Below are 25710 nucleotides of genomic sequence, written 5' to 3'. Positions count from 1 at the left end.
AAGAATAAGTTACTTAGAAAGGCATCTTCATACCTGGTGGAAGTTGCATCCCACCAGTTACGCCAGCCATTTTCTCTTTTTGAGTCTCTTCAACACGACGAGCCGCGTCGTTGAAAGCAGCAGCGATAAGATCTTCAAGCATCTCTTTATCGTCTTCCATTAGGCTTTCATCGATATCAACACGGCGAACGCTGTGGCTACCAGTGATGGTTACTTTTACAAGGCCAGCACCTGACTCACCTGTAACTTCCATATTCGCGATTTCTTCTTGAAGCTTTTGCATGCGCTCTTGCATTTGCTGGGCTTGCTTCATCATGTTGCCCATACCGCCTTTACCAAACATGTTAATACTCTCTGGTCTAATTGGTTTATTAAAATTTATTAAGCTTTGGTGCTTAAATGGGGGTTAAACCACAGTGATTCAACCCCTCGAGGTTCAGTTCTCAGATTTGCTTATCTAGGATGATACGCAGGTCACTAAACGTGAAAAAGCTCTATATAGGGCGAACACTGTCTCTGTCGAGCTCAGCAGCAAAACGCCTCTCAATAAACTGTACATTGGCATCGTTTTCCAAAGCGGTAAACGCGTCTTTCAACTTACCTTGGTACAATCTTTCTCTTAATTCGAGAGGTGTTTCTCCACCGTCACCGATTTCCACACTCAAATGACACTCTTCTCCGAGCACGGTATTGAGAGACTGTAACAACTCACTCTGTGCTCGATCCGTATTCAGGTGAGCTTGGCTCGATCTTAACGTTAAGGTGATTGATGTGCCATTTTTAGCAAACACTGAGTTCAATGCTAACTGTTCAACAAGCTTTGCTGTTTCCAGCTTTTGAATCGTGGCGGACCATTCATCTTGAGCAATAGATTCTTGCAGCAATTTATCAACCATTTCTGGTGTCTTAATGTGCTCTAACGCGCGCTTGATCTGAGTGGGTGTAAGCTCTTTACTCACCTCTTTCACTACAGGTTTAGACGGTTTCCAGCGATAAGGTTCATTATCATTGGCAACATTTTCTGTAGAAGAAGTGGATAACGAAGCTGGCGACACCCGCTCAGAACCACCGTGTTGCTGAGCAACTCGGTCAAGAACTGAAGTTTTAGCTGGTGTCGCTTTAGCCTTTTTTGGCACTGACCCTTTGTTTTCTGTTGCGGCACTGCCTCTACGTTGAGAACGCAATTGATGGCGTAAGCCACTCACTGGCGAGGTTGCGCGCGCTGGTTGCTCTTGCAAAACAGAAGGAGCAGAAGGTGCAGCGCTTGGCTGTTGAACCGGACTCTGGTTCTGATAATTCGTTTGTTGCTGCTGAGGCTGATCTGTACCGTAGCTAGGACGTTCGTCATAAGCCGGTGGCGCATCATCTTGGCTATGCGGGTAATCCTGTTCTGGATAACCTTGGTTGCCTGAATGATCAGCGTAACCTTGCGAATCTGAATATTGGTTCTGATTCTGCGGCGGTTGTTGTTGCACCGGCTGCTGAATAGGAGCTTGCTGAGGCACTTGAGGCTGTGAAACCGCTGGAGCCTGAGCTGACTGTCTCGGAGCGGCCATTGGTGTAGATGGATTCACAGGTTGAGCAACGCTTTGAGCTTGAGTAGCAGGCGCTAGCACAGGACTTGTCGACTGAGTCGTGATAACTGTAGCAGCCGCTTGTTCAACCGGTCTAAACGCCAACATACGCAGAACCACCATCTCAATACCAACACGAGCGGTTGGCGATAATGGCAAGTCTTCACGACCTTTCAGCACTATCTGGTAGTAGAGTTGGATGTCTTGAGGGCTTAACGCTTTGCTCAGCAGTTCCAGCCTTTCGGCATCAGGCTGAGCCTTATCTAAAGTAGACGGCAGAGCTTGATACATCGCCAAACGGTGTAGTTGAGTCGCAAGTTGACTCAGCAATCCATCCCACTCAACGCCATTTTCAGCAAGAGCTTGAATGCAAGCCATCGCTAATTGTGGCTGTTTACTGCTAATCGCTTCAAGAAGATGAATCGCTTGGTCGGTATCAAGTGTCCCGAGCATATGAGCAACAGTGTCTGTCACTACATTGCCATTGCCTAATGCAATCGCTTGATCTGTTAGACTAAGAGCGTCACGCATACTGCCATCGGCCGCATGCGCAATCATTCCAAGCGCACGAGACTCAGAAGTTACGCTCTCTTGCTCTAGAATATGATCAAGCTGCTCATGAATGTTATCCACGCTGATCGGCTTAAGGTGGAATTGCAGACAACGCGACAAAATAGTCACTGGAAGCTTCTGTGGATCTGTCGTTGCGAGCAAGAATTTCACATATTCAGGCGGTTCTTCTAAAGTTTTTAGAAGTGCGTTGAAACTGTGCCTAGAAAGCATGTGTACTTCATCGATAAGGTAAACCTTGAAGCGACCACGTGCAGGCTTGTACTGAACATTGTCCAGAAGCTCGCGGGTATCTTCTACCTTTGTTCGTGATGCCGCATCAATCTCGAGCAGGTCAACAAAACGACCTTCATCGATCTCTTTACAGGTTGGGCATTCACCACAAGGTGTTGAGGTAATGCCTGTTTCACAGTTGAGGCCCTTAGCAAACAAACGACCGATGGTTGTCTTACCGACACCTCGTGTACCGCTGAACAAGTACGCATGGTGCAACCTATTCTGGCTAAGGGCATTCTCTAATGCTGTTAAAACATGGGCTTGACCAACCACTTCTTTAAATTTGGTTGGTCGCCATTTTCGCGCTAACGCAAGATAGCTCATGAATAATTCCGAAAAGGATTAATGACCGTCGAATTCGCAGATGCTAAACACTTCTAGACCTAGGCCTTTTAAGCGCTTGTCACCACCGATTTCTGGAAGGTTAATTACAAATGCAGCATGCTCTACCACACCACCAAGCTGACGAATCAACTTTGTTGTTGCTTCAATCGTACCGCCAGTTGCAAGCAAGTCATCGACCATCAGTACTTTATCGCCTTCAACGATAGCGTCGGTATGGATTTCTAATGTATCTGTGCCGTACTCTAGCTCATAAGATTGTGCCACTGTTTCGCGAGGCAGTTTACCCGGTTTACGAACAGGGATAAAACCAACACCAAGCTCAAGTGCCAAAGGCGCACCAAATAGGAAACCACGAGCTTCAGTACCAACAATCTTAGTAAAGCCCATATCCTTGTATGTTTCCGCCAGCAGGTCGATAGTCGCTTTGTAAGCTGCAGGATCTTCCATCAAGCTTGTCACGTCACGGAACAAAATACCTGCTTTAGGGTAATCAGGGATACTTTTGATGCTAGCTTTGATCAGAGAGATTTTTTCTGTGTTCATAATCTTATGCACTTCATTAGGCCACTTTCCAAACTCTCGTTAACGAATCAAACAAGTTAACGCACGAAACCAAGGAAAGGTACGATTGGTATTCATTGCAACGAGAGTCATAACTTTCATTGCTGAAATAATAAACGCCCGCTAAATAAGCAGGCACACTGGCTTAATGGTAGTGATTTTCTTTGCTGTCAGCAACCAACTCATGAGTTGGAAGTCGCATAAACCATGTGAGAAGAATAACAAGTACGCAAATTAGGAAAGCCTTGACCCAAATGATAGGAGCAAAGTAGATGGATAACGCAAAACTCAACAAGATAAAGAATACGCCACGCGTTTTAACTTGTTTGGTAACGGCACCGTATTGATACCAATTGTTCAGTAAAGGGCCCAGCGTTTTGTGCTCATGCATCCATTTATGAACTTTCGGATTGCTTCGCATGAAGCAGGCGCTGGCAAGAAGGAGAAAAGGAGTGGTTGGCAGAACGGGCAAAACTATCCCTAGAACTGCGAGAAATATACAAAGGCCACCAGCAATATTGAGGCTTAAAACTCGAACGCTAATTGTGGCCTCCTTGAGTTAACTATATTAGTTTATCTAAGATAGCTTCACTAGAATGTTGCGTAACCATTGAATACTCGAATCAACGTAAGGGTTGCTGGTAATAATGGGATCGCTAAAAATGCGGCTAAAAATCCTAGAAAGTAGAATACATTAAACGGGTCTTGAAAGTCTTTGTTATCTGCCATGATTACTTCTTGTTTTTGTTAGTAAAGGTAAGTGTGTGGCGAACCAAACCCTCTTTGCTAAATCAACATTTAACAAAAAAGGCATAGCCACACCATTTGCGCAACTATACCTTAATCAATTATTCACAAAAACCGAGGAAATATAGGGTTAATCAGTAGACCCTTGGTGTATGTCTAAGCTAAAACTTGCCGATCCCAGTAAGCTCATTGACAACTGGCACCCTTTTTCAATCGGCAGATCCCTTGTAATAAAATTCTTCTTACAGTTTTCACCTAAACGCTCACCTGCAGCAATGTGTTGATTCACCTCACCGTTTGACCACCGCCCATCTAAACCCGCAGGTAAGATAGAGATAGTCCCTTCAGCAAGATTAGCCACACCAAACAAAGCATCAACTGGCGTAGCGCACTTAGAGCAATGAATCCCTTTCTCTAAAACCTCAGCAATATCTTTGAGGTCAACATTAAAATCTTTTCTATTCCTGATGTAATCGTGGAATAGAGCTCTCACCAGTAAGGTCGTCGCGGAGCCTCCATTATCAGAAGAAGACGAATCAACGAGATAAAAAGCAAACTGCCCGTTCATCAGCCACGCGTAATCAAACACAAGTGGCATCATTTCTGTTGATTGCAACAATCGATAACTACAGCGCCACGCTCCTTGTCGTGTATCTTTTTCCGGAAGTAGCGCATGCAATAGATCTTTTGCTGCACTAGGGTTGTCTTGCAAGTAATTCAAGTGCCAATGTAATTCTTGATCTTCAGGGATTTCTCCTCCGTCATCTACCGAAAACCATTGGCTCGAAAAGTCTCGTTGGTCTGAAATATTGTCAAACGAGTCTTTGAGTGTATTAGCTATCGCGCTACCTAAATGGGCGTGATCCTCTAACGGTTTAGCTAAAAAGTCTTTAATGCCAAATCGCAATGCTTTAGCGACATCTGACATGTCGTCTGTCGCTGACACAACAATCATAGGCAATGATGGATACTCTAAGCTGAGCTCTTCTACAAGCTCGATGCCATCCAAAATTGGCATTGATAAGTCACACACAATTAAATCTGGTGCTGAATCCCTAAGCTTTTGCAAAGCATCCAGTCCATTCTCAGCCTCAACCACTTTATAACCAATCGCATCTAAATACGCGCTGGTTATACGGCGAAAAATGGGGTCATCATCAACCAACATGACACATTTTTGGTTGATCATCTCCTGAGCCGAGGTCATTACTGGCTGACTGTAAGTTTTGTACATAATCTTTAACCTCACAAAACTAAGTCGAATTATTATTGTTATCTGTTCCAAGAACTAATATAAAACTTAGTAATAAAATGCTAAATACACAAATTTGCACTCTTTACTGGTAATTCGTGACGAGGGTTGGAATACTTGTAAATAGTGCAACGAGTTGACGTAACGCAAACATTGATCTCACTGTTACGTATAAATTAGATGAGATTGTAAACAAATGTGTCTGGATTTATGAAATTAGATGATTTAAACCTCTTTCGACTTGTCGTTGAAAATGGAAGCTACACCGCAACATCACGCAAAACTATGATTCCGGTTGCGACCATCACACGACGCATCCAAGCCTTAGAAGACTCTTTAAACCTAAGGCTTCTCAATAGACACGCGCGTAAACTCTCTTTGACAGAGGCTGGCGAACGTTTTTTCAATGAGTGCTCTCCGTTACTGCAACGTCTGTCTTCTACTGCAGAAGAGCTCACTGATGTGTGTAAAGGTGCTTCAGGGAAGATCCGTATTACCGCTCCCTCCAACCTGACTAAGCGCATGATGATGCCGATGTTCAGTGAATTCATGACTCAATACCCTGATATCAATATTGAGCTGATGATGAACAACCAAGCCGATCAGCTTGACCCAACGGAGTGGGACGTAATTTTCAGAGTCGGTCCGCAACGTGACTCAAGCTTAATCGCGAGAAAAATCAGCGAAGTGAAAGATATTCTTATCGCAAGCCCTGATTACTTGGCTAAGAACCCTGCACCAAGTCACGCTGAAGAGTTGGCAAACCATTCGTTGCTCAAAGGCTACCCATTGATTAAGTGGCAGCTGAGTAATTCGAATGAAGAGACCGTCGTTAATAGCGAGAAAGGTCGTTTCAACGCCAATGCATTGAATGTTGTCAGACAAGCGTGTTCTGAAGGCCTAGGTATCACCCTAATGCCTGATGTCATGATCCGTGAATACATTGAAGACGGCAGCTTAGTACAAGTCTTAGAAGACTGGAGCGCTAACCCTCGTGATATTTACATGCTTTATAACCACAAAGACCATTTACCTGAGAAGGTTAGATTGTTTATTGATTTTGTGATCGCATACCACATTCATTAATACTAATCCCATTCCCCGCAAACAAAAAAAACCAGAGCTGATGCTCTGGTTTTTCTTTTTAGCCCGCTAACAACACTGTGGTTCGTTATTAGTGAAAACACTTGATTGTTAGCGAACACACTTTATTAATAATGGAATCGCTTTACTGCTTACGAAAGTGCTTTACCACTAACAAAAGTGATCTGTTGCTAACGAGAAACTAAGCGCCTTCGTTATGCAGCTCTAAGTTCGCTAAGTCTTGCTGGATTTCACGTTGAACCTTTGAGTCGTCATTACGCAAAGAATCTAGGAAGTCTAGGTACGCTTGGTCAATATCGCCCGTAACATACTCACCGTTGAATACTGAAGTATCGAAACGAGAGATGTCTTGATTACCCATGCCGACTGCAGAAATAAGGTCTGGTAGTGTTTGGAAAATCAAAGCGTCTGCGCCAATCTGCTTACAAATCGTTTCATTATCACGACCATGAGCAATCAGCTCTGTCGCGCTTGGCATATCGATGCCGTAAACGTTAGGGAAGCGTACTTCTGGAGCGGCTGAAACCATGTAAACTTTGTTTGCGCCTGAATCACGAGCCATCTCAATGATCTGCTCTGATGTCGTACCACGAACAATAGAATCATCAACCAGTAGAACGTTCTTATCTTTGAACTCAGAACGAATAGCGTTGAGCTTACGACGAACTGACTTCTTACGCTGTTGCTGACCAGGCATGATGAACGTGCGGCCAACGTAGCGGTTTTTCACGAAACCTTGACGGTATGGCTTGTTAATCGCTTGAGCGATTCGCAACGCGATATCATTCGATGTTTCTGGAATTGGAATTACCACGTCAATGTCTAGGTCTGCGTACTCTTCCTTAATACGTTTACCTAGCATCTCACCCATCTCAACGCGCGCGCTGTAAACTGAGATTTTATCGATGAACGAGTCAGGACGAGCAAAGTAAACAAACTCAAAGATACATGGATTTAACTGTGGGTTATCTGCACATTGCTTAGTGAAAAGATCACCGTCGAATGTTGCGTAGATAGCTTCACCAGGAGCAACGTCACGCATAAAGTCAAAACCAACAGCGTCTAACGCTACTGACTCAGACGCAACCATATACTCTGTTTTACCATTAACTTCACGCTTACCAAGACACAGCGGACGGATGCCATGTGGGTCACGGAATGCGATCATGCCGTGGCCGATAATCATTGCCGTTACGGCGTAAGCACCACGAATAGTGCGGTGCACGTTCGCTACTGCGCGGAAAACGTCTTCTGAAGTCACGTTACCTTTAACGGTATCGATCTCATGAGCTAATACATTCAGTAGAACTTCAGAATCAGAGGTTGTATTCACATGACGACGGTCTTTCTCGAATAATTTCGCACGAACTTCATTTGCGTTCGTTAGGTTACCGTTGTGCGCCAACGTGATGCCAAAAGGAGAGTTTACGTAGAAAGGCTGAGCTTCAGAAGCACTTGAACTGCCCGCTGTAGGATAGCGAACGTGACCAATACCCACTTCACCTTGTAAGCGCTGCATGTGTTTTGCTTCAAAAACATCTTTTACTAAACCGTTCGCCTTACGCAGACGGAAACGATTGCTTTCTATGGTACAAATACCAGCGGCATCTTGGCCACGATGCTGCAATACCGTTAAAGCGTCATAAATAGACTGGTTTACAGGTGTTGAACCCACGATTCCAACAATACCACACATGTCCTAATCCTCGATTTTCGACATTAACTGGCGCTAAAGCGCGCCAGATAAGAAACTAGATGTTGCTTGTAAATGCTCGAAGAACGGCGCAATGATTCGACTAAACTCCGGAACCAATTGCGAATTCTTCCACCACTCAGAACTTGGGAATGCAGTAAACGCATCCATGAAAAACAACACTGCAGAAACAATCAAAACACCACGTAAGCCACCAAAGACGACACCGAGGATTCTGTCTGTACCCGACAGGCCTGTTTTCTGAACTAGTTGACCGATGACATAGTTAACTAAGGCACCAACAACTAACGTCGCAACAAACAATGCTGCTATCGCAGTTCCGTTTCGAAACATCTCATCTTCGATATTGGTGAAGTACATGGCTAATTTAGCGTAGTACTGGCTAGCAATAAAAAATGCTCCAAACCAAATAACAAGTGACAACGCTTCTTTAGCGAAACCGCGAACTAAACTGATCACGGCAGAGAAGCCGATCACGCCTAAAATGACAAAATCTAACCAATTCATGAATTCTTCATCTTAAGTTGGCGCGCATTTTAACAGAAAAAATGCTGACGCAAACGTTTTCTTATGGATTTAACGGTTTAAATTTGAGCAATTGGCCTTTTGAACCCGTAATTTTTTCTAATTCCTTAATTTGTCGCTCAAGTTTGGATTTAGAGACATCCGGGCCAATAATTACTCGCGTAAAAGTTTTTTCTTGTTTGGTGTGAGCCTGGTAACCACGCTTTTGTAAATCCTTAACAACATTTTTTGCGTTGTCAGCATTCTTCAAAGCCATTAATTGAATAAGCCAAGCACTGTCTTGGTATTCATTTTTTTCTGGTACAGGTTTCACCACGACTGCCACTTTGTCTGCTTCTTTATTGTTTGAAGTCGACGCCATTTGCGTATCGGATTTATCAGCACCGCCACTTTCAACCACTTGCTCAACCGGAGAATCCGGTAATGCAATCTGATCTTCAACAGGGTCGAGCACTTCAAAAACCTCAACATTACTATCAAGCTCAGGTTTAATCGGAATGCTTGCAAACTCTTCTTTGTAGTGGAGCTTCTTACCATCAAGCACATCGGGCAATACAATCACGCCAATGGCCACTAAAATGATGGTGCCGACTAATCGGCTTTGGAATTTACTTGCCATTTAGTTTCCTTTTTTCTGCCAGTGCTCCAACACTTCACCAACGGTATGGAAAGAACCGACCACCAACACAACATCATCACCTTGAGCCGAAGCTAAAGCCGCTTCAAACGCCGCAACAGGAGTTGTATGCTGCTTTATACCTTCAGGTAAGCTTTGACACAATTCCGCCGCCGTTGCAGCTCGTGGGCCTTGCAGTGAAGCTGGGTACCAATGTGTTGTCATCGGCGCTAATACTTCCAATGTCGCGGGGATATCTTTGTCATGAAGCATAGCGACAACAACGTGTAAGTTTTTTCCTGCGTACGTCTTCTCAACTTGCTGTGCAAAATATTCGGCCGAATGCGGATTATGCGCGACATCAAGCACAATCACGGGGTGTTCACTAATTTGCTGCATGCGTCCCGGGAGCTGAGCATTCTTCAAACCGTTCACCACGTTAACATCGCTAATAGTCAGATCTGAAGTACCTAGTGCCATTAATGCTGTTGCTGCATTAGGTAATGGTAGGCTTGGAATAGGCAGTGATTCCAATTGAAATGCACCACTGCGCCAATTCCACACATCACCATCTACATCATAAGCATATTGAATACCCACTTGATAGAACTCAGCCTTAATGTCATCAGCGTGCGCAGCAACCGTCGCAGGTGGCTTGGGTTGACCACAAATAGCAGGTTTACCACTACGATAGATACCCGCTTTTTCAAAGCCAATCACATTGATGTCGTCACCCAACCAATCAACATGGTCGACAGCCAAACTGGTAATCACAGAAACATCATGTTCAACGATATTGGTCGCATCTAGACGCCCGCCTAGACCCACTTCCAATAACACAACATCAACCGTTTCTGTTTGAAAAGCACGTAACGCCGCCAACGTACCATATTCGAAAAAGCTAAGGCTGATTTCGCCACGCTCTTTCTCAATGAAATCGAAAGACTGAACCATCTTTTCGTTGGATAGATCTTGGCCGTTAATACGAACACGCTCGTTATAGCGAATTAAGTGAGGAGAACTGTAGACACCAACTGAGTAACCAGCGTCCAACAGAATCGCTTCCATCAGAGCACACGTTGAGCCTTTGCCATTGGTTCCAGCAACGGTAATAACGTGTTGAGCAGGTTTGGTTAGCTTTGCCTTAGAGGCGACGGCTTGAACTCGGTCTAAACCAAGATCAATAGCACTTGTGTGGATGTTTGATAAATAATCAAGCCACATCTCCAAAGAGGATGTGGCTTGAGGAATAGGTTGTTGACTCATCTAACTCATAACCATGATTAAGTAGGTTTGTTAGATGGTACTTTACCCTTTTTCTGGCGCTTCTGGTACTTCATAAGTAGCTTCATTCGGTGAATCGTTCACAGAAACTACCAATGGTGAAGGCTGGTTGGTCATTTTAGCAACAAGGCTTGCAACACGCTGACGCATTTCACGACGGTCAACGATCATGTCGATAGCACCGTGGTCTAGTAAGAACTCACTGCGTTGGAAACCTTCAGGAAGGTCTTCACGTACCGTTTGCTCAATTACACGACGTCCAGCAAAACCGATAAGCGCTTTTGGCTCACCAATATTGATATCACCAAGCATGGCCAAACTTGCAGAAACCCCCCCCATTGTTGGATCAGTCATTACTGAAACAAACGGTAAGCCTTTCGCAGATAAGCGCTCAAGAGCAGCACTGGTTTTCGCCATTTGCATTAGAGACATAAGCGCCTCTTGCATACGAGCACCACCACTTGCAGAGAAACACACTAAGCCGCAATTGTTTTCGATAGCTGCATCAACAGCTTTCACAAAACGTGCACCTACCACAGAGCCCATTGAACCACCCATAAATGAGAATTCAAACGCACATGCTACGATAGGTAAACCAAGTAGTTCGCCTTTCATTGCCACTAATGCATCTGTCTCACCGCTGTTTTTCTGTGCAGCAGAGATACGTTCTTTGTAGCGCTTAGAGTCTTTAAACTTAAGTTTATCTTGTGGCTCAAGATCAGTGCCCAGTTCAACACGCTCACCTTTGTCTAGGAATGTATCCAGACGGCGACGTGCCTTCATGCGCATGTGATGGTCACATTTTGGACATACTTCTAGGTTACGCTCTAGTTCAGCATGGTAAAGAACCTGCTCACAAGAAGTACATTTAGTCCAAACCCCTTCAGGGATAGACGCTTTACGAGATGTTACGATGTTGCTTTTTTCTAAAATCTTTTCAAGCCAACTCATGGAAGACCTTTTTGTTTCGATTCTTCCGCTTGATTGCGAAAGAAATAAATTTGGGAATTATGCGTGGGAATTAAAGCACATAAAACAGCGACTGTAGATAAAAAACTGGTTGTACCTATTTTCTGTGACTATTTTACGCACGAAACCGTAATATTTTTTGAACCTAAGTCTCACATTTAGTTCAAATTATCCGGTAAAAATAGAGGGCCAATTGGCTCTCTTGGTAGATCAAAATGTTCAGGATAATCAACATCTACCAGATACAAGCCTTCCGCTTTTGCGGTCGCACCTGCAACTTTTCGATCTTTTGCTTCTAAAAGCCATTGGATCCACTCTGGTTTCTGCTCACCTTTACCTACCGCAATTAAGCTACCAGTGATATTCCTCACCATATGATGGACAAACGCATTCGCTTTAATATCGATCACGATGTAGTGTCCATGACGAGTCACGTTTAAGTGAATCATGTTTCGCCATGGACTGCGAGATTGGCAATGTGTTGCTCTAAACGACGTAAAGTCATTTTCACCAAGCAAGTACTGACCCGCTTCGTGCATTTTTTTCTCATCAAGGTGACCATGATAATGACTCACTCCTGAATTTAAAATGCCAGGGCGTAATGCGTGGTTAAAGATAATGTAACGATAGCGACGAGCTGTTGCTGAGAAACGAGCATGAAAATCTTCATTCACTTCTGTAGCCCAACGAACCGCAATATCTTTTGGCATATTGGCATTCGCGCCCATTGTCCACGCTACCATTTTGCGATCGACATTTGTTTCAAAGTGAACGACTTGCCCCGTACCGTGAACACCAGCATCGGTTCGACCTGCGCACATAACTTCTACCGGGTGATTCGCGACAACTGAAAGAGCCTTTTCCAATTCTTCTTGGACACTTTTCACGTCTCGTTGGCGCTGCCAACCAAAGTAGTGGGTACCGTTATATTCAATACCTAAAGCAATTTTCATGTTCTTGTTCTCTTTGAAAATGGGCCGAGAAGTATATACGGAAATGAGTGTTAGCCCAAATGAGATGGAGTTAAAACTGCAATAAACAATCACCAGCGCCCTAAAGTAAAGGGTAGCCAACGCTACCCTTTATGTTTGATTTAATTTATCGGCCGTTTAACGTATCGATGAGGTTCTTTGCCTCTCGGCGAATATCATCGCTGCCGTCTACTATCGCCTCTTCCAAGAGCTTAATAGCTCCATGAGGATCACTCATCTCGATATAGATTTTAGCCAAATCAAGCTTACCAGCAGCTTCAGCGTTGCTGTCCACATCAAAATTACCAATATCACCAATGACATCAGGGAATTCATTTAGGCCAACGTCCAATTTTAACTCTTCATCGTCTGGATTAATGACTTCTTCACCTTCTTGCTCTACTTGAGCCATTAGTTCATCAATCGTCATGTACTGCTTATCACGACTGTTGCCTGATTCGGTTAGGTTGTCTTGTTGAGCCCAATTCTCTTCTTTGATCTTCGGTTCAGCTTGCTGTTCAGCCGACGCCCAAATCTCTTGTTGATCATCAGGCACATCATTATGCATGCTCGATTGTTGCTCTGGCGCTAGGTTAAAGCCTTTCCAATCTTCACCGCCAACTTCAAGCATGGCATCAATATCAAGTCCTGCACTATCAATTGAGGTCGCATCCAGTGGTTTGTTGAACATGTTGTCGACAGAGTCTTGAACATCTTCAGAAAGCAATTCAGCTAATGCTGTTTCATCAAAATCATCAAAGCCTTCAAGTGGCTCGTCTTGAGTCAACGCTGTGTTTAAGTCTTGTCTTGGTGCTTCACCCGCAGAAGTCATCGGTTGAGTAAAGTCTTCAACTTCAGGTTCTTCTGTATCAGAGAAATCATCAGCTTGACTAAAGCTTTGTGGATTAGAGAACAAGTCATGCAATGCGTCTTGCTCTTCACCTTGCGGGCTAAAAGAAGTTAACGGCGTTGGTTTTTCAGCAAAGGCATCTGATATAGCTTCATCTTCACCGTATTCCGGCAAATCAAATTCATCTAATTCTACGCCTTGTTCTTCAGCGACTGGCTCGTCACTACTTTGTTCAATGTCATCAAGAACAGAATCCGCTTTGGCACTCTCTTCATCGTACTCAGGAAGGTCAAGGTCATCGAACTCGAACGTCTCTGTACCATCAGATAAGTCTTGCTCTAACTGTGCTTCGTCCGGTTCACTAACTGCTTCCGCCAACGCATCTTCTTCACCAAACTCTGGAAGTTCAAAATCATCAAACGAAAACTCTTTTTCGCTATCTGATCTCGCCATTTCAGTTTGTGGTGCAGCTTCGGTTTGAGGTTCTGCGGTTGGTTGTGAATCAGTAACAGGTGCTGTTGGTTCTGGTGTTATTTCAGTGTTAGCTTCCGCTAATGCATCTTCTTCGCCAAACTCAGGAAGCTCAAAATCATCAAAAGAGAACTCTTCTTCGCTGTCTGATGGTGTAGCTTCTATTTGAGGTGCAGATTCAATTTGCGGTGCAGCGTCTAGTTGCAATTCAGTATCGAGTTGAGAGTCAACAACAGGAGCTTCTAATTCTGGTGTGACTTCAGCATCAGCTTCCGCCAATGCATCTTCTTCACCGAACTCAGGCAATTCGAAATCATCAAAAGAGAACTCATCCTCGCTGTCTGAGGAAGTAGTTTCAGTTTGAGGTACAGATTCAACTTGCGGTGTGGTTTCCGTTTGAGGCACAGCACCGCTTTCAGGTGCAGCATCGAGTTGAGAGTCAGCAACAGGAGCTTCTGATTCCGATGTTACTTCCGCGTCAGATTCCGTCAATGCACCTTCGTTAATTGTATCCTCTCCAATCAGCCAATCGTCGTCCTCTGGTACACCAAATTCATTGGGAATGATCTCTGGCATATTCGCAGCACGAACTGGCTCTGGCTCTGGCTCTGGCTCTGGCTCTGGCTCTGGCTCTGGCTCTGGCTCTGGCTCTGGCTCTGGCTCTGGCTCTGGCTCTGGCATGGATTCAACAACATTCTCTAGCTCATCGCTACCTTCAATTTTCGGTTCAAAGTCAAAATCAGAGTCAATGTTCTCTGGAGATTCGACATCGTCGATCGCTTCTGCTAGCCAATCTTCAACCGTCTCTTCATCGTCTTCAGATATATCATTCAAAGAAGGCGGAGCAACGTGGTTTTCAAGACTAGGTGCGGTGTCTTCACTACTGTCTTGTGCGGCTGACTCGCCTTGTTCAGGTCTGTGTTGACTAGGTTCTTCCTGCTCTAGCTCATCATAAACTGGTGCTTCGAGATCAGAGTTTTCAGATAGCAGTGAATCTATATCCAGTTCGTCATCTTCAACAGACGACACGCTCTCTTCTGGTAAGGTTTCAGTAGCATCCGGAAGAGACGTTTGTTCTGGCTCTGAAATATTATCAATGAGATCTTCAATTGGCTCTTCAACCGCTTCCTGTAAAGCACTGTCATCAGACGTCATCAACTCATCAACCAACTCTTCGTCAGTTGTTTCTAGTGCATCATCTAGCAATGCATCCGTTGCAGGCGCTACGCCAAACAAATCATCGATAAAGTCATCACTGTTAAACGCTTTTTCACTTTCAGCCGGAACATCAACATCGTTTTCAGCAATTTCCGAATCTAATGATTCATCGTTGGTTGAAGGTTGTTCAGGCTGCAGTGTTTCACTTGTATCGGTTGTTTGTGCTAACTCAGCTTCTGAGGACTCAAGTTCAGTTGGTTGATCGGTTATCTGTTCAGGCTCAACGTCTGAATCGGTAAGAAGGTCATCACTGGTTTTGTCTAAATCAAACGCGATGTCCAACTCTTTATCAAACGTCAATTCTTCTGATTCAAGCTCGTCTTCAATACCACTGGTTAGTAAGTCATCAAACGGGTCTAAAGATTCAGTGACCGGCTTATCTGTTCCATCGGTTGAAAGATCGTCAGCTAATAATTCGCTATCAAGAAAATCATCAAGTAAATCTGTACTCTCAGCATCAAGCTCAAAGTCATCACCATCAGAATCACTGATCAATTCATCCAAGGTTTCTATACTGTCTTCTGCGATGTTTAGTTCATCATCGGTTGATAGACCAGAAAGCTCCTCCAGTTCAGATAAAGCATCAAAGCCCAAAGGTTCGCCAGAATCCTCATCTGATTCATCTTCTAGCATTTCGTCAAGCAGGTCAGTTGAGTTACTTAGATCAACATCATTTCCTGATAATTGTTCATCCAGTAGATCAACACTGTCTGGTTCTTCTTCACTTTCTAATGGTTGATCAAACTGAGCCAGAATATTTTCAATATCATCATCAGACGCTAAACCGCTGTTAAGATCAGAAGCAATCTCATCATCGCTATCTAGGTCAAAAGGATCATTAGCTCCATTGTTCTGCGCTGCGACTTGAGCAAAGATGTCATCAATATCATCTTCTACACTAGGAACCGCAGGTTGTGAGGTCTGCTGTTCAGAAATCAAAGCATCGATATCAAATTCATCGTTGCTCACATCGGCTGGTTTAGCATCGCTCTGTTGCTCTGAAATAAGCGCATCAATGTCGAAGTCATCAGTTGTTGGCATGTTTGTGCTAGAAGCCGAATCATTTTGCTCTTCTGAAATCAACGCATCGATATCGAAGCTGTCATCATCTTCATCATCAAGCGCAAACAGATCATCAAGTAGAGATTGGTCTAGCTCATTTGAGCCTAAATCTTCTGTTGCGGATTCTTGAGATAGTAACGCCTCAATGTCATCAGCAGACATTGTATTGTCATCCGAAAGGTCAAAATCACCATCATCCGAATCAAGTGCGCTTTCTGCCGTTTTATCAAGCGCACGTTCCATCTCTTCAAGGCCAAGTGCTTTTTCTTCAGCGTTGACACTGATGCCGTTACTGCTGTCTAAGTCCAGCTCGTCGAAGTTGGTATCTAAGTCACCGTTATCACCGATGCTGGCAAATGGGTCATCATCTTCACCGTCAAGGTTGAAGTCGAGATCAGACTCTTCTAAACCCGCAAATACATCGTCTTCTTCTGCAAGTGCTTGGTCATCAAACAACTTATTGGCGTCATCTTCAGTGCCAAACAACTCATCATCTAGAGATAGATCGTTGTCAAAGTCATCCATTTCATCGCTAAGAGCGATAGGCGCTGCGCTGCTTGGCTCTGGCTGAATAGGTTGATCTTGAGAGGTTTGTTGCTGTTCATCATTTTTAGAACGACGACCTAACAACATCACAATAATCAAACCAAGTAAAAGACCCGGAATAATCGCAAGGGCCGCAACTAACCAACCATTAGATAACAGTTCGTCCATCGCACTCGGTGCCATTTTTTCGATTTCAGCGTTCTTTCTACGCTCTTCATCAAGTAGCTTTTCGACTTCGCTGCGAATGCGGTCTTCATCACTGAGTTCTGTTTTTAGTTCATCGACTTCCGATTGAACATTCGACAACATCAAACGAAGTTGGTGGTTTTTCTCTTCAAGTGACAACAACTCTGTTTCTGAAAGCTCTAACTGTTTCTCTAGCTTGTTCATCTCCTGGGTTGGAGCTGAGTTGGCTAGAGAGGACTGGGTTGGAGACAATGGCTTTTTAACGGTTTCTGCAGCGCTGACTTGTTTGGCTGGGGCAACATTGTTTGCGCTTTCAGGAATCGGCGCCTTTGGCTTCGAAGCTGCAGGCTTAGTCACAGGAGCGTCAAGCTTAGCAAGGTGCGAGTTCATGATGTTGATAGCTTGCTGCGTCGAGCTAGCACGTGTTTGCTCTAAAGAAGGAACACGTAAATTACTGGCAGGCAACAAGCTATGGATATTCTGATTTTCAAACGCTTGCGGGTTTAAGTGATAAATAGCCAACAAGGTTTGTTGAACTGAAACAGAGTTATCAGGGCGTAGCTTTGAGGCAATAGACCACAAAGTTTCTGAGCCACGAGTTGGACCATAGAAACGAGAAGGCTCAGCGCTATTCGACTGCGCTCTTTGAAGAGGTTCTGAAAACGTAGGCGCTGATTGTATCTGACCATTAGGCCCTACAACTCGAATGGAATCTGCACGAACAACGGAAATCTGAGTCGCAATGATAAAGGCAAAAGGCATTAACCACGGCTTGAAAATTTGAAACATAAAAGGCTCAGCTAGGTGCTTAAATTCGGAAAAGTGATGATCTATTAAATATATCGGATAAATGACGTAAAACTATAGAGATGAAAACAAAAAATGTGTTGCAGCAACAATATTCGCAGCAATTTCACACAATTTGACTAACAATATTTTCAATCGATTAAAAAAGCCTCACTAAAGAGTGAGGCTTGTTTATCAAAGCAATGAAGCTTAGAAGTAATCGCGAATCAGAACTTCAGCGATTTGTACTGCGTTTGTCGCCGCACCTTTACGAACGTTATCAGCAACCACCCACATGTTCACGCCGCTGTGGTGGCTGATGTCGTTACGAATACGACCAACCATAACGTGGTCTTTACCACCAGCATCACGAACCTGAGTTGGGAAGTCGAGCGCTTGGAATACTTCAACACCTTCTGTGTTCTCTAGAAGCTGAACCACTTGTTCTGCACCGATTGGCGCGCGAGTTTCAATGTGTAGAGATTCAGCGTGACCGTAGAATACAGGTACGCGAACACACGTTGGGTTCACTGTGATTGAAGAATCAGCAAAGATCTTTTGAGTTTCCCAAACCATCTTCATCTCTTCACGCGTGTAGCCGTTCTCAGTAAACTCATCGATTTGAGGAATACAGTTGAACGCGATCTGCTGTGAGAACGCTGAATTTTCAGCTGGCATGCCGTTAAGAAGCTTAGCCGTTTGACCTGCTAGCTCATCGATACCCGGCTTACCTGCACCAGACACAGATTGGTAAGTTGAAACGTTAATACGCTCAAGACCGACTTCATCGTGAATTGGTTTTAGTGCTACAACCATTTGGATAGTAGAACAGTTAGGGTTCGCAATGATGTTACGGTTACGGAACTCAGCAATCGCTTCAGGGTTCACTTCTGGCACAACCAGAGGAACATCGTATTCGTAACGAAAGCGTGATGTGTTATCGATAACAACCACACCTTCATCCGCAGCAATTGGAGCCCAACGCTCAGAAAGCTCGCTACCAGCAGAGAAAAACGCAATATGTACTTGAGACCAATCGAAGTCTTCTACGTTTTGTACTTGTATTGTTTTGCCGTTAAAACGGGAAGTTTTGCCTTCACTACGTTCACTTGCTAGTAAGTGCAGTTCACCGACAGGGAATTTACGCTCTTTAAGTACTTCAAGAATGGTTTCACCAACCGCACCAGTCGCACCTAAAATAGCAATATTAAATTCTTGGCTCATTGTTTCTCTCTTTTATAAAGTTGGCTTTACCATAAAACCGAGTTTAGATAACGGCGTTAAATTACAAGATTCGTCGCCCGTTAACTCGACTGCACTGTACTCTCTACGGTCCCAATATTCTTTACGCATCTTATCAAAAGAACCCGGCGTAGAGATATTGCGACGGAATAAGGCGTCGTCTTTGCGCACATCATAGATCAACTGAGTCAAATTGTGCAGTGTTGCTTCATCCCAAGCTCTATCTAATTTCATTTGAGGCACTGGGGCTATCGGCAGAAGATCGCTTGCATAAGCACGTTGTTCAGTACCTAAAAATTCACAATAACTGTTGAAGATCATCGTAGTACCGCGCGCTTTGCCCTCTAAACCGTAGCCCGCTACGTGAGGTGTTGCAAAAGCAAGTAGTGGAAGCAGCTCGAAATCGACTTCAGGTTCAAACTCAAATACATCCAGAACCGCAGTAAAACCGTCAGCTTTTTGCAGACGAGCTTTTAGCGCTTGGTTGTCGACAATCGGGCCACGCGCAGCATTAATTAGGATCTGATCAGCGCGGAAGTTATTCAGCACTTTTTCGTTAATCATGTGGTGCGTTGGAAATTCGCCCGTCTTGGTGATAGGTGTATGCAAAGTAATTACATCAGATTGTTCTAACAACGTTTCAAGGTCGGTGAACTCACGAGTATCACCCTCTTGCTGTTTTAGAGGGTCGTTCAGCAAGACTTTAATGCCAATACCTTCTAAGCACTTCGCTAAGTAGCTACCTACCTGACCACAACCGATAATACCGACCGTTTTGTCGAATACAGAGAAGCCTTGTTGCTGCGCAAGCACCATCATCGCGCTGAAGGCATACTCAGCAACACCCACCTTGTTACAGCCAGGCGCTGCAGTAAAGAAAATACCACGCTCTTTCATCAATTCTTGGTCGACGTGATCCATACCAGCTGTTGCAGTTCCAACAAACTTAAGCTTGTTCGCTTTGCTGATCAGCGCTTCATTGACCTTAGTCACCGAGCGAATCATCAGAGCATCTACGTCAACAAGATCGTCAGCGGTTAGCGTTCGACCGGACTTCATTGTCACTTCACCTAGCTGGCTAAAAAGCGCTTCAGCATAAGGCATATTTTCATCGATTAAGATTTTCATTGGGAAGGTACTTTCGTTGGGGTCTGTCGACCTTAAATGTGAATTGAAATGATTGTGCAAAATTCCACACTCGGTGTCGAGTCGCAATTGGAATACATTATAAATAAAGGGCTGAATCGCCTAGTCTGCACAAACAAGAACAGAAATAAGAACCAATACCTAAAATCAAAAAGTAAAAGTCAGAAGACTAAAACGAAAAATGCCCGATTGAATAAACAATCGGGCAAACATCCAGAACAAAAGGATCCTATCTCGCTCTCCAGGAGACAGAGTCTTGCGTCTGTTCAACCAGTACTAACCAAAGTCACTACTGGTCAAGCTCTGGAAACCTTTCAACTTCTAAATCTTGATTTAAAAAGCCATTTTCTAAAGCGAAGCTTACAAAGCTAAGGTTAAAAAACACGCTTAAAACCCTATTTATAAAAGCTATGTTCTGATGGTCATGATTACTGAGTGGCCTGTGCGTGTTGAATCTGCACTCACGTCACCCATTAACGATTAACCTTTTATTAATTTAACCTTGGCTTCAGTTAGCCTTGGTATTTTTTGATTACTAGCGTTGCGTTCGTACCACCGAAACCAAAGCTGTTAGACATAACCGTTGTTAGCTCTTGCTCACGAGCTTCCGTTACGATGTCTAGGCCTGCACCTGCTTCGTCTAGGTTTGCAACGTTAATGCTTGGAGCGATAAAGCCGTTATCAAGCATTAGTGTTGAGTAAATTGCTTCGTGTACACCAGCTGCACCTAGAGCGTGACCTGTCATCGCTTTAGTTGCTGAGATTGCTGGGCTGTTGCCGCCAAATACTTCTTGGATTGCGCCAAGTTCTTTAACGTCACCAACAGGAGTTGAAGTACCGTGAGTGTTCACGTAGTCAACACCATCAACGTTTTGCATTGCCATCTTCATACAACGAACCGCGCCTTCACCAGAAGGAGCAACCATGTCGTAGCCATCTGAAGTTGCGCCGTAACCCACGATCTCGCCGTAGATTTTTGCGCCACGAGCAACTGCGTGCTCAAGCTCTTCGATTACTAGCATGCCGCCGCCACCAGAGATAACGAAACCGTCACGGTCTGCATCGTAGGTACGAGAAGCCAATTCTGGCGTGTCGTTATATTTAGTAGAAAGAGCGCCCATTGCGTCGAACATCATAGTCAGAGACCAATCCAGTTCTTCACCGCCACCAGCGAATACAACGTCTTGTTTACCCAGTTGGATAAGCTCCATTGCGTGACCAATACAGTGTGCAGATGTCGCACATGCAGAGCTCATAGAGTAGTTCACGCCACGGATTTTGAATGGTGTAGCAAGACAAGCCGAAACCGTCGAAGCCATTGTACGTGGAACCATGTATGGACCAACGCGCTTAACGCCTTTTTCACGGATGATGTCTACAGCGTTAACTTGGTTTAGAGATGAAGCACCACCTGAACCCGCAACGATACCTGTGCGGTCATTAGATACTTGATCTTCAGTTAAACCAGAGTCAGCAATTGCTTGCTCCATTGAAAGATATGCGAATGCCGCTGCATCACCCATAAAGCGCATTTTTTTGCGGTCGATATGGTCAGCAGGGTTCATTTTCAGGTTACCCCAAACTTGAGAGCGCAAGCCATTTTCCTTGAACTGCTCTGAAGCGGTAATACCTGATTTACCCTCTTTCAGTGATGCTAAAACTTCTTCGACGTTGTTACCGATACTTGAAACAATACCCATACCGGTGATTACGACTCGTTTCATGTGACATTCCTATAATTCTAAATTCAGCTAGATGATAACTAAGAAGCCTAACAAAAGTGGTCAGCTTTCCTAGAAATTCGTACAATCCCTACCAACATATCGCTTCAAATCACAAAATGATAGATTTTATGACTTCAATTACTAATGCAGAACTGGAATGGAATGAGTCTGGCACGCCAGTTTCAGACCAATTTGACGACGTTTACTTCTCTAATGTTAACGGTTTAGAAGAAACTCGCTACGTCTTTTTAAAACAAAACCACCTTCCAGAGCGTTGGCTTGAACATCAACAACGCCGTTTTGTGATTGCGGAAACCGGATTTGGTACCGGTTTGAACTTTCTCGCGGTCTGGCAATGGTTCGATACTTTTATTAAAGATAACCCACAAGCGATGACCAAAGAGTTACATTTCATCAGTTTTGAAAAATATCCTTTAAATAAAGAGGATCTCATCAAAGCACATCAATCGTGGCCAGAATTAGCCGAGTATGCGACGCAACTCCAAGACCACTACCCTATCGCTCTGCCTGAATGTCACCGCATTGTGCTAGGCGACGGTACAATCACGCTTGATTTGTGGTTTGGCGATATTAAAGATTGTATGCCTAACGTACCAACCCCACGTGAAGGTTTGGTTGACGCTTGGTTCTTAGATGGTTTTGCGCCAAGTAAGAACCCAGAAATGTGGAATCAAAACCTATTCAACGGCATGGCTAAACTGGCAAAACAAGATTGCAGCTGTGCAACGTTTACCGCCGCTGGTTTTGCTCGCCGCGGTTTAATTGAAGCTGGCTTTGCGATGAAAAAAGTCAAAGGCTTTGGTACTAAGCGTGAAATGATTGCTGGCCGCCTTGACAAGAAGCACGCTCATACCAACATCAAACCTTGGTATGGCCTAGCTCAACACAGTGATTCACAAGATATCGCCATTATTGGCGGTGGCGTTGCCAGTGCTGCATTAGCCAAAACGCTAAGCCGCCGTGGTAAAAACATCACCCTTTACTGTGAACACCCACAAGCAGCGGGCAATGCCTCAGGCAATAACCAAGGTGCGATTTATCCGTTATTGAGCGAAGCGACCTCGAACGTGTCTCGCATTTTTGGCCCTGGGTTACTGTTTGCTCGTCAATTTATTAATCAAGCAGCTCAGTCTATTCAATTTGACCACAGCTGGTGTGGCGTAAATATTCTGATGTGGGATGAAGGCTCAACCAAAAAGCTCAATCGCATGTTGGAAGGCAACTTCCACACCGACCTAATTCAGCGTTTATCGCCAGAACAAGCGAATGAAAAAATTGGCTTACCGGTTGATAAAGAGAGTGTTTACTTTCCATTGGGTGGGTGGCTAAGCCCTCTTCAGCTTACTCGAGGTTTGATTAGCAAGTTAGAACAAACCAACCAAGTGAGTGCGCACTATCAACATCAAGTAACTCAACTTGAGTGGCTCGAAGTTGAACAACAATGGCAACTCACCATTGATACTCCACAAGGTGCGATTCAAACTAAACATGACCAAGTAGTCGTTGCGAACGGCCACAAGTTCACCCAGTTTGAGCAGACTCAACCCGTACCTCTTACTCCGGTTAAAGGCCAAGTAAGCCATATTCCGACCACAGAAAACTTAACCAAGCTAAAAACCGTGTTGTGCTTTGATGGTTACCTAACGCCGCAAAATCCAAATAACGGTCACCACTGTATTGGCGCGAACTACGACAAAACCAATATCGACCAAGAGTTTGATATTGAGGTTCAGCAACATAATGGTGATCGCCTGAACGGATCGCTGCCAGACCAAGAGTGGACAAAAGATGTCGACACCAGTGACAACTTAGCGCGCCAAGGTATCCGAAGCGTAAGCCGAGATCACCTACCATTTGTCGGCAATGTGGGCAATTTCGAATCGATCAAAGAGCAATACCAAGGCCTGCACAACTTCAACCCTCAACGAGATTCGGTTGAGGATGTTCAAACGGTAACGAGCTTCCCTAACCTTTATTGCTTTATTGGACTAGGCTCACGCGGCTTAAGCTCTGCGCCATTATTAGCTGAAGTGTTAGCATCACAAATGTGTGGCAATCCGCTGCCTTTGCCTGTTGATGTGCTTGAGGCTATTCACCCAAGCAGAATGTGGGTTCGTAGGTTGCGTAAAGGCAAAGCGTTAACGGCGGGATGGGTTGCAGACAAGCACTCTAAAACAAACCCGTAGCGTCTAGTTCAACAATTCTGAACATCTGATATTTCCGAATATTAGAAATATATAAAAGTAAAAGCTAATGAAGCCCGAGCAACATTATGTCACTCGGGCTTTTTGTTGTTCATATTGCTCTGAACTGATGTTCTAAACGAAGCAGTATTTACAGCTTAGCAACTGCCTCTTTAATCTGTTGTGCGATCTCTTCGTTGCTGATAGAGCCAGACTCAAAATCAAAGTTATCGTAGAAACTCGGTACTGAAAGCGACGCTTTAACGTTACCGCCAAAAAATGGTGCTGAACCTGTTGCCGCACCAAGCACAGTTTGCGCACCACCAGGACCAGGAGAAGTCGCTAAGTAAACCGCTGGCTTGTCACCAAATACTGAACGTTCAATGCGTGTCGCCCAATCAAAGAGATTTTTGTACGCTGCAGGATAGTGACCATTGTGTTCTGCAAACGAGATAACAAATACGTCAGCTTCTGCTAAATCACGCAAGAATGCCTGCGCACCTTCAGCTTGGCCAATTTCTTTCTCAGTATCTTCACTGAACATAGGAACGTTGTAATCGTTGATGTTTAGAACTTTTACTTCAGCACCTTCAATCAAGTTAGCTGCGTAAGTTGCTAATGCTTTGTTGATGGAGGTAGAGCTTGTGCTTGCACCAAATGCGATAACTTTCATGATGTGACCTTTCTGTAATTCCGTTAAGTGGGATTAGAATAACGTAGCCAGGAAATGGAACCATCACAAGAAATGAACGGACTCATTCAAAAATTTCGAATGAGTCTCAAACTATTCACGACTCAGCAAAATGAAAAGGGAGGGACTGAGCGGATAATGATAAATAGCTAGCGATCAAGCTTGATTCTGTAGCTCAACCCAAAGGTCATTGACGATAGTGCGGTCTGCTGGTGTTAGTTCAGAGCGTGCATCTTCTAAACTCTTTTCAATGCGTACTTTTACTTCAGCCACGTCTTCAATACCTTCTTCTTCACATGAAGCCACTGAAAGAGAAATATGACCACGTAAGTAACCACCAGCAAACAATTCATCGTCTGATGCGTTTTCAATGCGAGCATCAATTACTTCAAGTAGTTTTTCTTCAAATTCGATAATCATAATATTCTCTTATTTCACAATAAATTGACTAGCACATAACGGTTCAACATCGTAGAAGCTGCGTAATGCTTCAGAAAGCATTTTTACTCTAGGAGGGAGGCCAACTTCTAAGATACCCATGACTTCACTGTGTACTTTATTCATAAAGGCCAAGCGATCTGGCTCAAAATCGCCGTGTAGATTGTCACAGCTGACATTAAAAGGAAAGCCTGCGCTCGTCGCAATGATCCATTCATACGCTTGTGGGCGTATTTCGACTTTTTCAAACTCAGCTTGAACTGACTCAGTTCGGCCATCAGGTTCATACCAATAGCCAAAGTCTTCCAATAAACGACGCTCAGGACCAGCGACACACCAATGTGCTATTTCATGTAACGCAGAGGCATAGAAGCCTCGAGCGAAAACAATTCGATGATGTGGAGTGTCGTCGTCGGCAGGTAAATAGATCGGCTCATCAGCGCCGAGCTCCAATTTGGTGTTAAAGCTTTCAAAGAAAGTCTGATTAAAAATGTCGATAATGTCTGAGTATTGGTGCGTCATAAATTCATATTTAAGTAAAAAGAACAGGGGCATTTTGCGTTTTTTTAAGCACTCGGTAAAGCCCTATAACGAGTAATGGTTTTGTGCTAACCATTAGACTTTATCGTGACAATCGA

The 25710-nt window shown here is 44.2% G+C and carries 22 protein-coding genes; 3 read left to right on the top strand and 19 right to left on the bottom strand.

Annotated features, from left to right (window positions below):
* Positions 1 to 13 precede the first annotated feature (13 nt).
* From SJY39_RS06055 to SJY39_RS06030, 6 genes are all read right to left on the bottom strand, one after another.
* Complete coding sequence (locus tag SJY39_RS06055) at positions 14 to 343, bottom strand: YbaB/EbfC family nucleoid-associated protein (protein WP_009848672.1); 330 nt, start codon at positions 341 to 343, stop codon at positions 14 to 16.
* A gap of 151 nt (positions 344 to 494) precedes the next feature.
* A complete protein-coding gene (dnaX, locus tag SJY39_RS06050; RefSeq protein WP_016793838.1) occupies positions 495 to 2744 on the bottom strand; it encodes a DNA polymerase III subunit gamma/tau in 2250 nt (749 codons plus the stop codon).
* 18 nt (positions 2745 to 2762) lie between these two features.
* Complete coding sequence (apt, locus tag SJY39_RS06045; protein WP_010436920.1) at positions 2763 to 3308, bottom strand: adenine phosphoribosyltransferase; 546 nt, start codon at positions 3306 to 3308, stop codon at positions 2763 to 2765.
* Between the two features lie 163 nt (positions 3309 to 3471).
* On the bottom strand, positions 3472 to 3843 hold the full coding sequence (locus tag SJY39_RS06040) for a YbaN family protein (RefSeq protein ID WP_029189203.1): 372 nt from the start codon (positions 3841 to 3843) through the stop codon (positions 3472 to 3474).
* Between the two features lie 74 nt (positions 3844 to 3917).
* Positions 3918 to 4055: a hypothetical protein gene (locus SJY39_RS06035; RefSeq protein WP_004734169.1), complete on the bottom strand. Its 138-nt coding sequence runs from the start codon at positions 4053 to 4055 to the stop codon at positions 3918 to 3920.
* A 148-nt stretch (positions 4056 to 4203) separates the two neighbouring features.
* Entirely contained in the window at positions 4204 to 5307 is a 1104-nt protein-coding gene (locus SJY39_RS06030) for a response regulator (protein ID WP_010436916.1), read from the bottom strand.
* A 228-nt stretch (positions 5308 to 5535) separates the two neighbouring features.
* Between SJY39_RS06030 and SJY39_RS06025 the strand changes: the two genes are divergently transcribed.
* The gene (locus tag SJY39_RS06025; RefSeq protein ID WP_004734167.1) at positions 5536 to 6411 is read left to right on the top strand and encodes a LysR family transcriptional regulator; all 876 of its coding nucleotides are present in this window, start codon (positions 5536 to 5538) and stop codon (positions 6409 to 6411) included.
* A 199-nt stretch (positions 6412 to 6610) separates the two neighbouring features.
* Here the strand turns inward: SJY39_RS06025 and purF are convergent, their stop codons facing one another.
* The 9 genes from purF to SJY39_RS05980 all read right to left on the bottom strand — a co-directional run bounded on the left by purF (position 6611) and on the right by SJY39_RS05980 (position 19997).
* Positions 6611 to 8125, bottom strand: coding sequence for an amidophosphoribosyltransferase (gene purF / locus SJY39_RS06020; protein ID WP_010436912.1), 1515 nt, complete (start codon positions 8123 to 8125; stop codon positions 6611 to 6613).
* A gap of 33 nt (positions 8126 to 8158) precedes the next feature.
* Complete coding sequence (locus SJY39_RS06015) at positions 8159 to 8650, bottom strand: CvpA family protein (protein WP_009848678.1); 492 nt, start codon at positions 8648 to 8650, stop codon at positions 8159 to 8161.
* A 61-nt stretch (positions 8651 to 8711) separates the two neighbouring features.
* Positions 8712 to 9287, bottom strand: coding sequence for an SPOR domain-containing protein (locus tag SJY39_RS06010; protein WP_010436902.1), 576 nt, complete (start codon positions 9285 to 9287; stop codon positions 8712 to 8714).
* Positions 9288 to 10550, bottom strand: a complete 1263-nt coding sequence (gene folC, locus SJY39_RS06005) for a bifunctional tetrahydrofolate synthase/dihydrofolate synthase (RefSeq protein ID WP_016767511.1) — start codon at positions 10548 to 10550, stop codon at positions 9288 to 9290.
* Between the two features lie 42 nt (positions 10551 to 10592).
* A complete protein-coding gene (gene accD, locus SJY39_RS06000) occupies positions 10593 to 11519 on the bottom strand; it encodes an acetyl-CoA carboxylase, carboxyltransferase subunit beta (protein WP_010436898.1) in 927 nt (308 codons plus the stop codon).
* A 176-nt stretch (positions 11520 to 11695) separates the two neighbouring features.
* The gene (gene truA / locus SJY39_RS05995; protein ID WP_016783795.1) at positions 11696 to 12490 is read right to left on the bottom strand and encodes a tRNA pseudouridine(38-40) synthase TruA; all 795 of its coding nucleotides are present in this window, start codon (positions 12488 to 12490) and stop codon (positions 11696 to 11698) included.
* Between the two features lie 145 nt (positions 12491 to 12635).
* On the bottom strand, positions 12636 to 17630 hold the full coding sequence (locus tag SJY39_RS05990) for a FimV/HubP family polar landmark protein (RefSeq protein WP_390241524.1): 4995 nt from the start codon (positions 17628 to 17630) through the stop codon (positions 12636 to 12638).
* A gap of 207 nt (positions 17631 to 17837) precedes the next feature.
* A complete protein-coding gene (locus SJY39_RS05985) occupies positions 17838 to 18851 on the bottom strand; it encodes an aspartate-semialdehyde dehydrogenase (RefSeq protein WP_010436890.1) in 1014 nt (337 codons plus the stop codon).
* A gap of 12 nt (positions 18852 to 18863) precedes the next feature.
* Positions 18864 to 19997: a 4-phosphoerythronate dehydrogenase gene (locus SJY39_RS05980; RefSeq protein ID WP_010436888.1), complete on the bottom strand. Its 1134-nt coding sequence runs from the start codon at positions 19995 to 19997 to the stop codon at positions 18864 to 18866.
* Between the two features lie 48 nt (positions 19998 to 20045).
* Here SJY39_RS05980 and SJY39_RS05975 point away from each other — a divergent pair, with 48 nt between their 5' ends.
* The gene (locus tag SJY39_RS05975) at positions 20046 to 20387 is read left to right on the top strand and encodes a hypothetical protein (protein ID WP_010436885.1); all 342 of its coding nucleotides are present in this window, start codon (positions 20046 to 20048) and stop codon (positions 20385 to 20387) included.
* 140 nt (positions 20388 to 20527) lie between these two features.
* Here the strand turns inward: SJY39_RS05975 and fabB are convergent, their stop codons facing one another.
* A complete protein-coding gene (gene fabB, locus SJY39_RS05970) occupies positions 20528 to 21739 on the bottom strand; it encodes a beta-ketoacyl-ACP synthase I (protein ID WP_010436883.1) in 1212 nt (403 codons plus the stop codon).
* Between the two features lie 128 nt (positions 21740 to 21867).
* Between fabB and mnmC the strand changes: the two genes are divergently transcribed.
* Positions 21868 to 23946 (top strand): bifunctional tRNA (5-methylaminomethyl-2-thiouridine)(34)-methyltransferase MnmD/FAD-dependent 5-carboxymethylaminomethyl-2-thiouridine(34) oxidoreductase MnmC, encoded by a 2079-nt coding sequence (gene mnmC, locus SJY39_RS05965; protein ID WP_372275497.1) that lies wholly within the window; start codon positions 21868 to 21870, stop codon positions 23944 to 23946.
* 148 nt (positions 23947 to 24094) lie between these two features.
* Here the strand turns inward: mnmC and SJY39_RS05960 are convergent, their stop codons facing one another.
* From SJY39_RS05960 to SJY39_RS05950, 3 genes are all read right to left on the bottom strand, one after another.
* On the bottom strand, positions 24095 to 24616 hold the full coding sequence (locus tag SJY39_RS05960; RefSeq protein ID WP_010436877.1) for an NADPH-dependent FMN reductase: 522 nt from the start codon (positions 24614 to 24616) through the stop codon (positions 24095 to 24097).
* Positions 24617 to 24790: 174 nt separating this feature from the next.
* Positions 24791 to 25054 carry a YfcL family protein gene (locus tag SJY39_RS05955; protein WP_010436875.1) on the bottom strand — a complete coding sequence of 88 codons (264 nt, stop codon included), beginning with the start codon at positions 25052 to 25054 and terminating at the stop codon, positions 24791 to 24793.
* 9 nt (positions 25055 to 25063) lie between these two features.
* Positions 25064 to 25594, bottom strand: a complete 531-nt coding sequence (locus SJY39_RS05950) for an elongation factor P hydroxylase (RefSeq protein WP_010436873.1) — start codon at positions 25592 to 25594, stop codon at positions 25064 to 25066.
* Positions 25595 to 25710: the final 116 nt, after the last annotated feature.

Origin of the sequence: Vibrio sp. R78045, from assembly GCF_042466085.1 — a bacterium.
GTDB lineage: Bacteria > Pseudomonadota > Gammaproteobacteria > Enterobacterales > Vibrionaceae > Vibrio > Vibrio cyclitrophicus.
Note: the sequence above shows the minus strand (reverse complement) of the source record. Positions and strands in the feature narration are given on the sequence as shown.

Excerpts from the sequence above, each read along its gene's own strand:
- SJY39_RS06055 (WP_009848672.1), bottom strand. The coding sequence starts at position 343 with ATGTTTGGTAAAGGCGGTATGGGCAACATGATGAAGCAAGCCCAGCAA.
- dnaX (WP_016793838.1), bottom strand. The coding sequence starts at position 2,744 with ATGAGCTATCTTGCGTTAGCGCGAAAATGGCGACCAACCAAATTTAAA.
- apt (WP_010436920.1), bottom strand. The coding sequence starts at position 3,308 with ATGAACACAGAAAAAATCTCTCTGATCAAAGCTAGCATCAAAAGTATC.
- SJY39_RS06035 (WP_004734169.1), bottom strand. The coding sequence starts at position 4,055 with ATGGCAGATAACAAAGACTTTCAAGACCCGTTTAATGTATTCTACTTT.
- SJY39_RS06030 (WP_010436916.1), bottom strand. The coding sequence starts at position 5,307 with ATGTACAAAACTTACAGTCAGCCAGTAATGACCTCGGCTCAGGAGATG.
- SJY39_RS06025 (WP_004734167.1), top strand. The coding sequence starts at position 5,536 with ATGAAATTAGATGATTTAAACCTCTTTCGACTTGTCGTTGAAAATGGA.
- purF (WP_010436912.1), bottom strand. The coding sequence starts at position 8,125 with ATGTGTGGTATTGTTGGAATCGTGGGTTCAACACCTGTAAACCAGTCT.
- SJY39_RS06015 (WP_009848678.1), bottom strand. The coding sequence starts at position 8,650 with ATGAATTGGTTAGATTTTGTCATTTTAGGCGTGATCGGCTTCTCTGCC.
- SJY39_RS06010 (WP_010436902.1), bottom strand. The coding sequence starts at position 9,287 with ATGGCAAGTAAATTCCAAAGCCGATTAGTCGGCACCATCATTTTAGTG.
- folC (WP_016767511.1), bottom strand. The coding sequence starts at position 10,550 with ATGAGTCAACAACCTATTCCTCAAGCCACATCCTCTTTGGAGATGTGG.
- accD (WP_010436898.1), bottom strand. The coding sequence starts at position 11,519 with ATGAGTTGGCTTGAAAAGATTTTAGAAAAAAGCAACATCGTAACATCT.
- truA (WP_016783795.1), bottom strand. The coding sequence starts at position 12,490 with ATGAAAATTGCTTTAGGTATTGAATATAACGGTACCCACTACTTTGGT.
- SJY39_RS05990 (WP_390241524.1), bottom strand. The coding sequence starts at position 17,630 with ATGTTTCAAATTTTCAAGCCGTGGTTAATGCCTTTTGCCTTTATCATT.
- SJY39_RS05985 (WP_010436890.1), bottom strand. The coding sequence starts at position 18,851 with ATGAGCCAAGAATTTAATATTGCTATTTTAGGTGCGACTGGTGCGGTT.
- SJY39_RS05980 (WP_010436888.1), bottom strand. The coding sequence starts at position 19,997 with ATGAAAATCTTAATCGATGAAAATATGCCTTATGCTGAAGCGCTTTTT.
- SJY39_RS05975 (WP_010436885.1), top strand. The coding sequence starts at position 20,046 with ATGATTGTGCAAAATTCCACACTCGGTGTCGAGTCGCAATTGGAATAC.
- fabB (WP_010436883.1), bottom strand. The coding sequence starts at position 21,739 with ATGAAACGAGTCGTAATCACCGGTATGGGTATTGTTTCAAGTATCGGT.
- mnmC (WP_372275497.1), top strand. The coding sequence starts at position 21,868 with ATGACTTCAATTACTAATGCAGAACTGGAATGGAATGAGTCTGGCACG.
- SJY39_RS05960 (WP_010436877.1), bottom strand. The coding sequence starts at position 24,616 with ATGAAAGTTATCGCATTTGGTGCAAGCACAAGCTCTACCTCCATCAAC.
- SJY39_RS05955 (WP_010436875.1), bottom strand. The coding sequence starts at position 25,054 with ATGATTATCGAATTTGAAGAAAAACTACTTGAAGTAATTGATGCTCGC.
- SJY39_RS05950 (WP_010436873.1), bottom strand. The coding sequence starts at position 25,594 with ATGACGCACCAATACTCAGACATTATCGACATTTTTAATCAGACTTTC.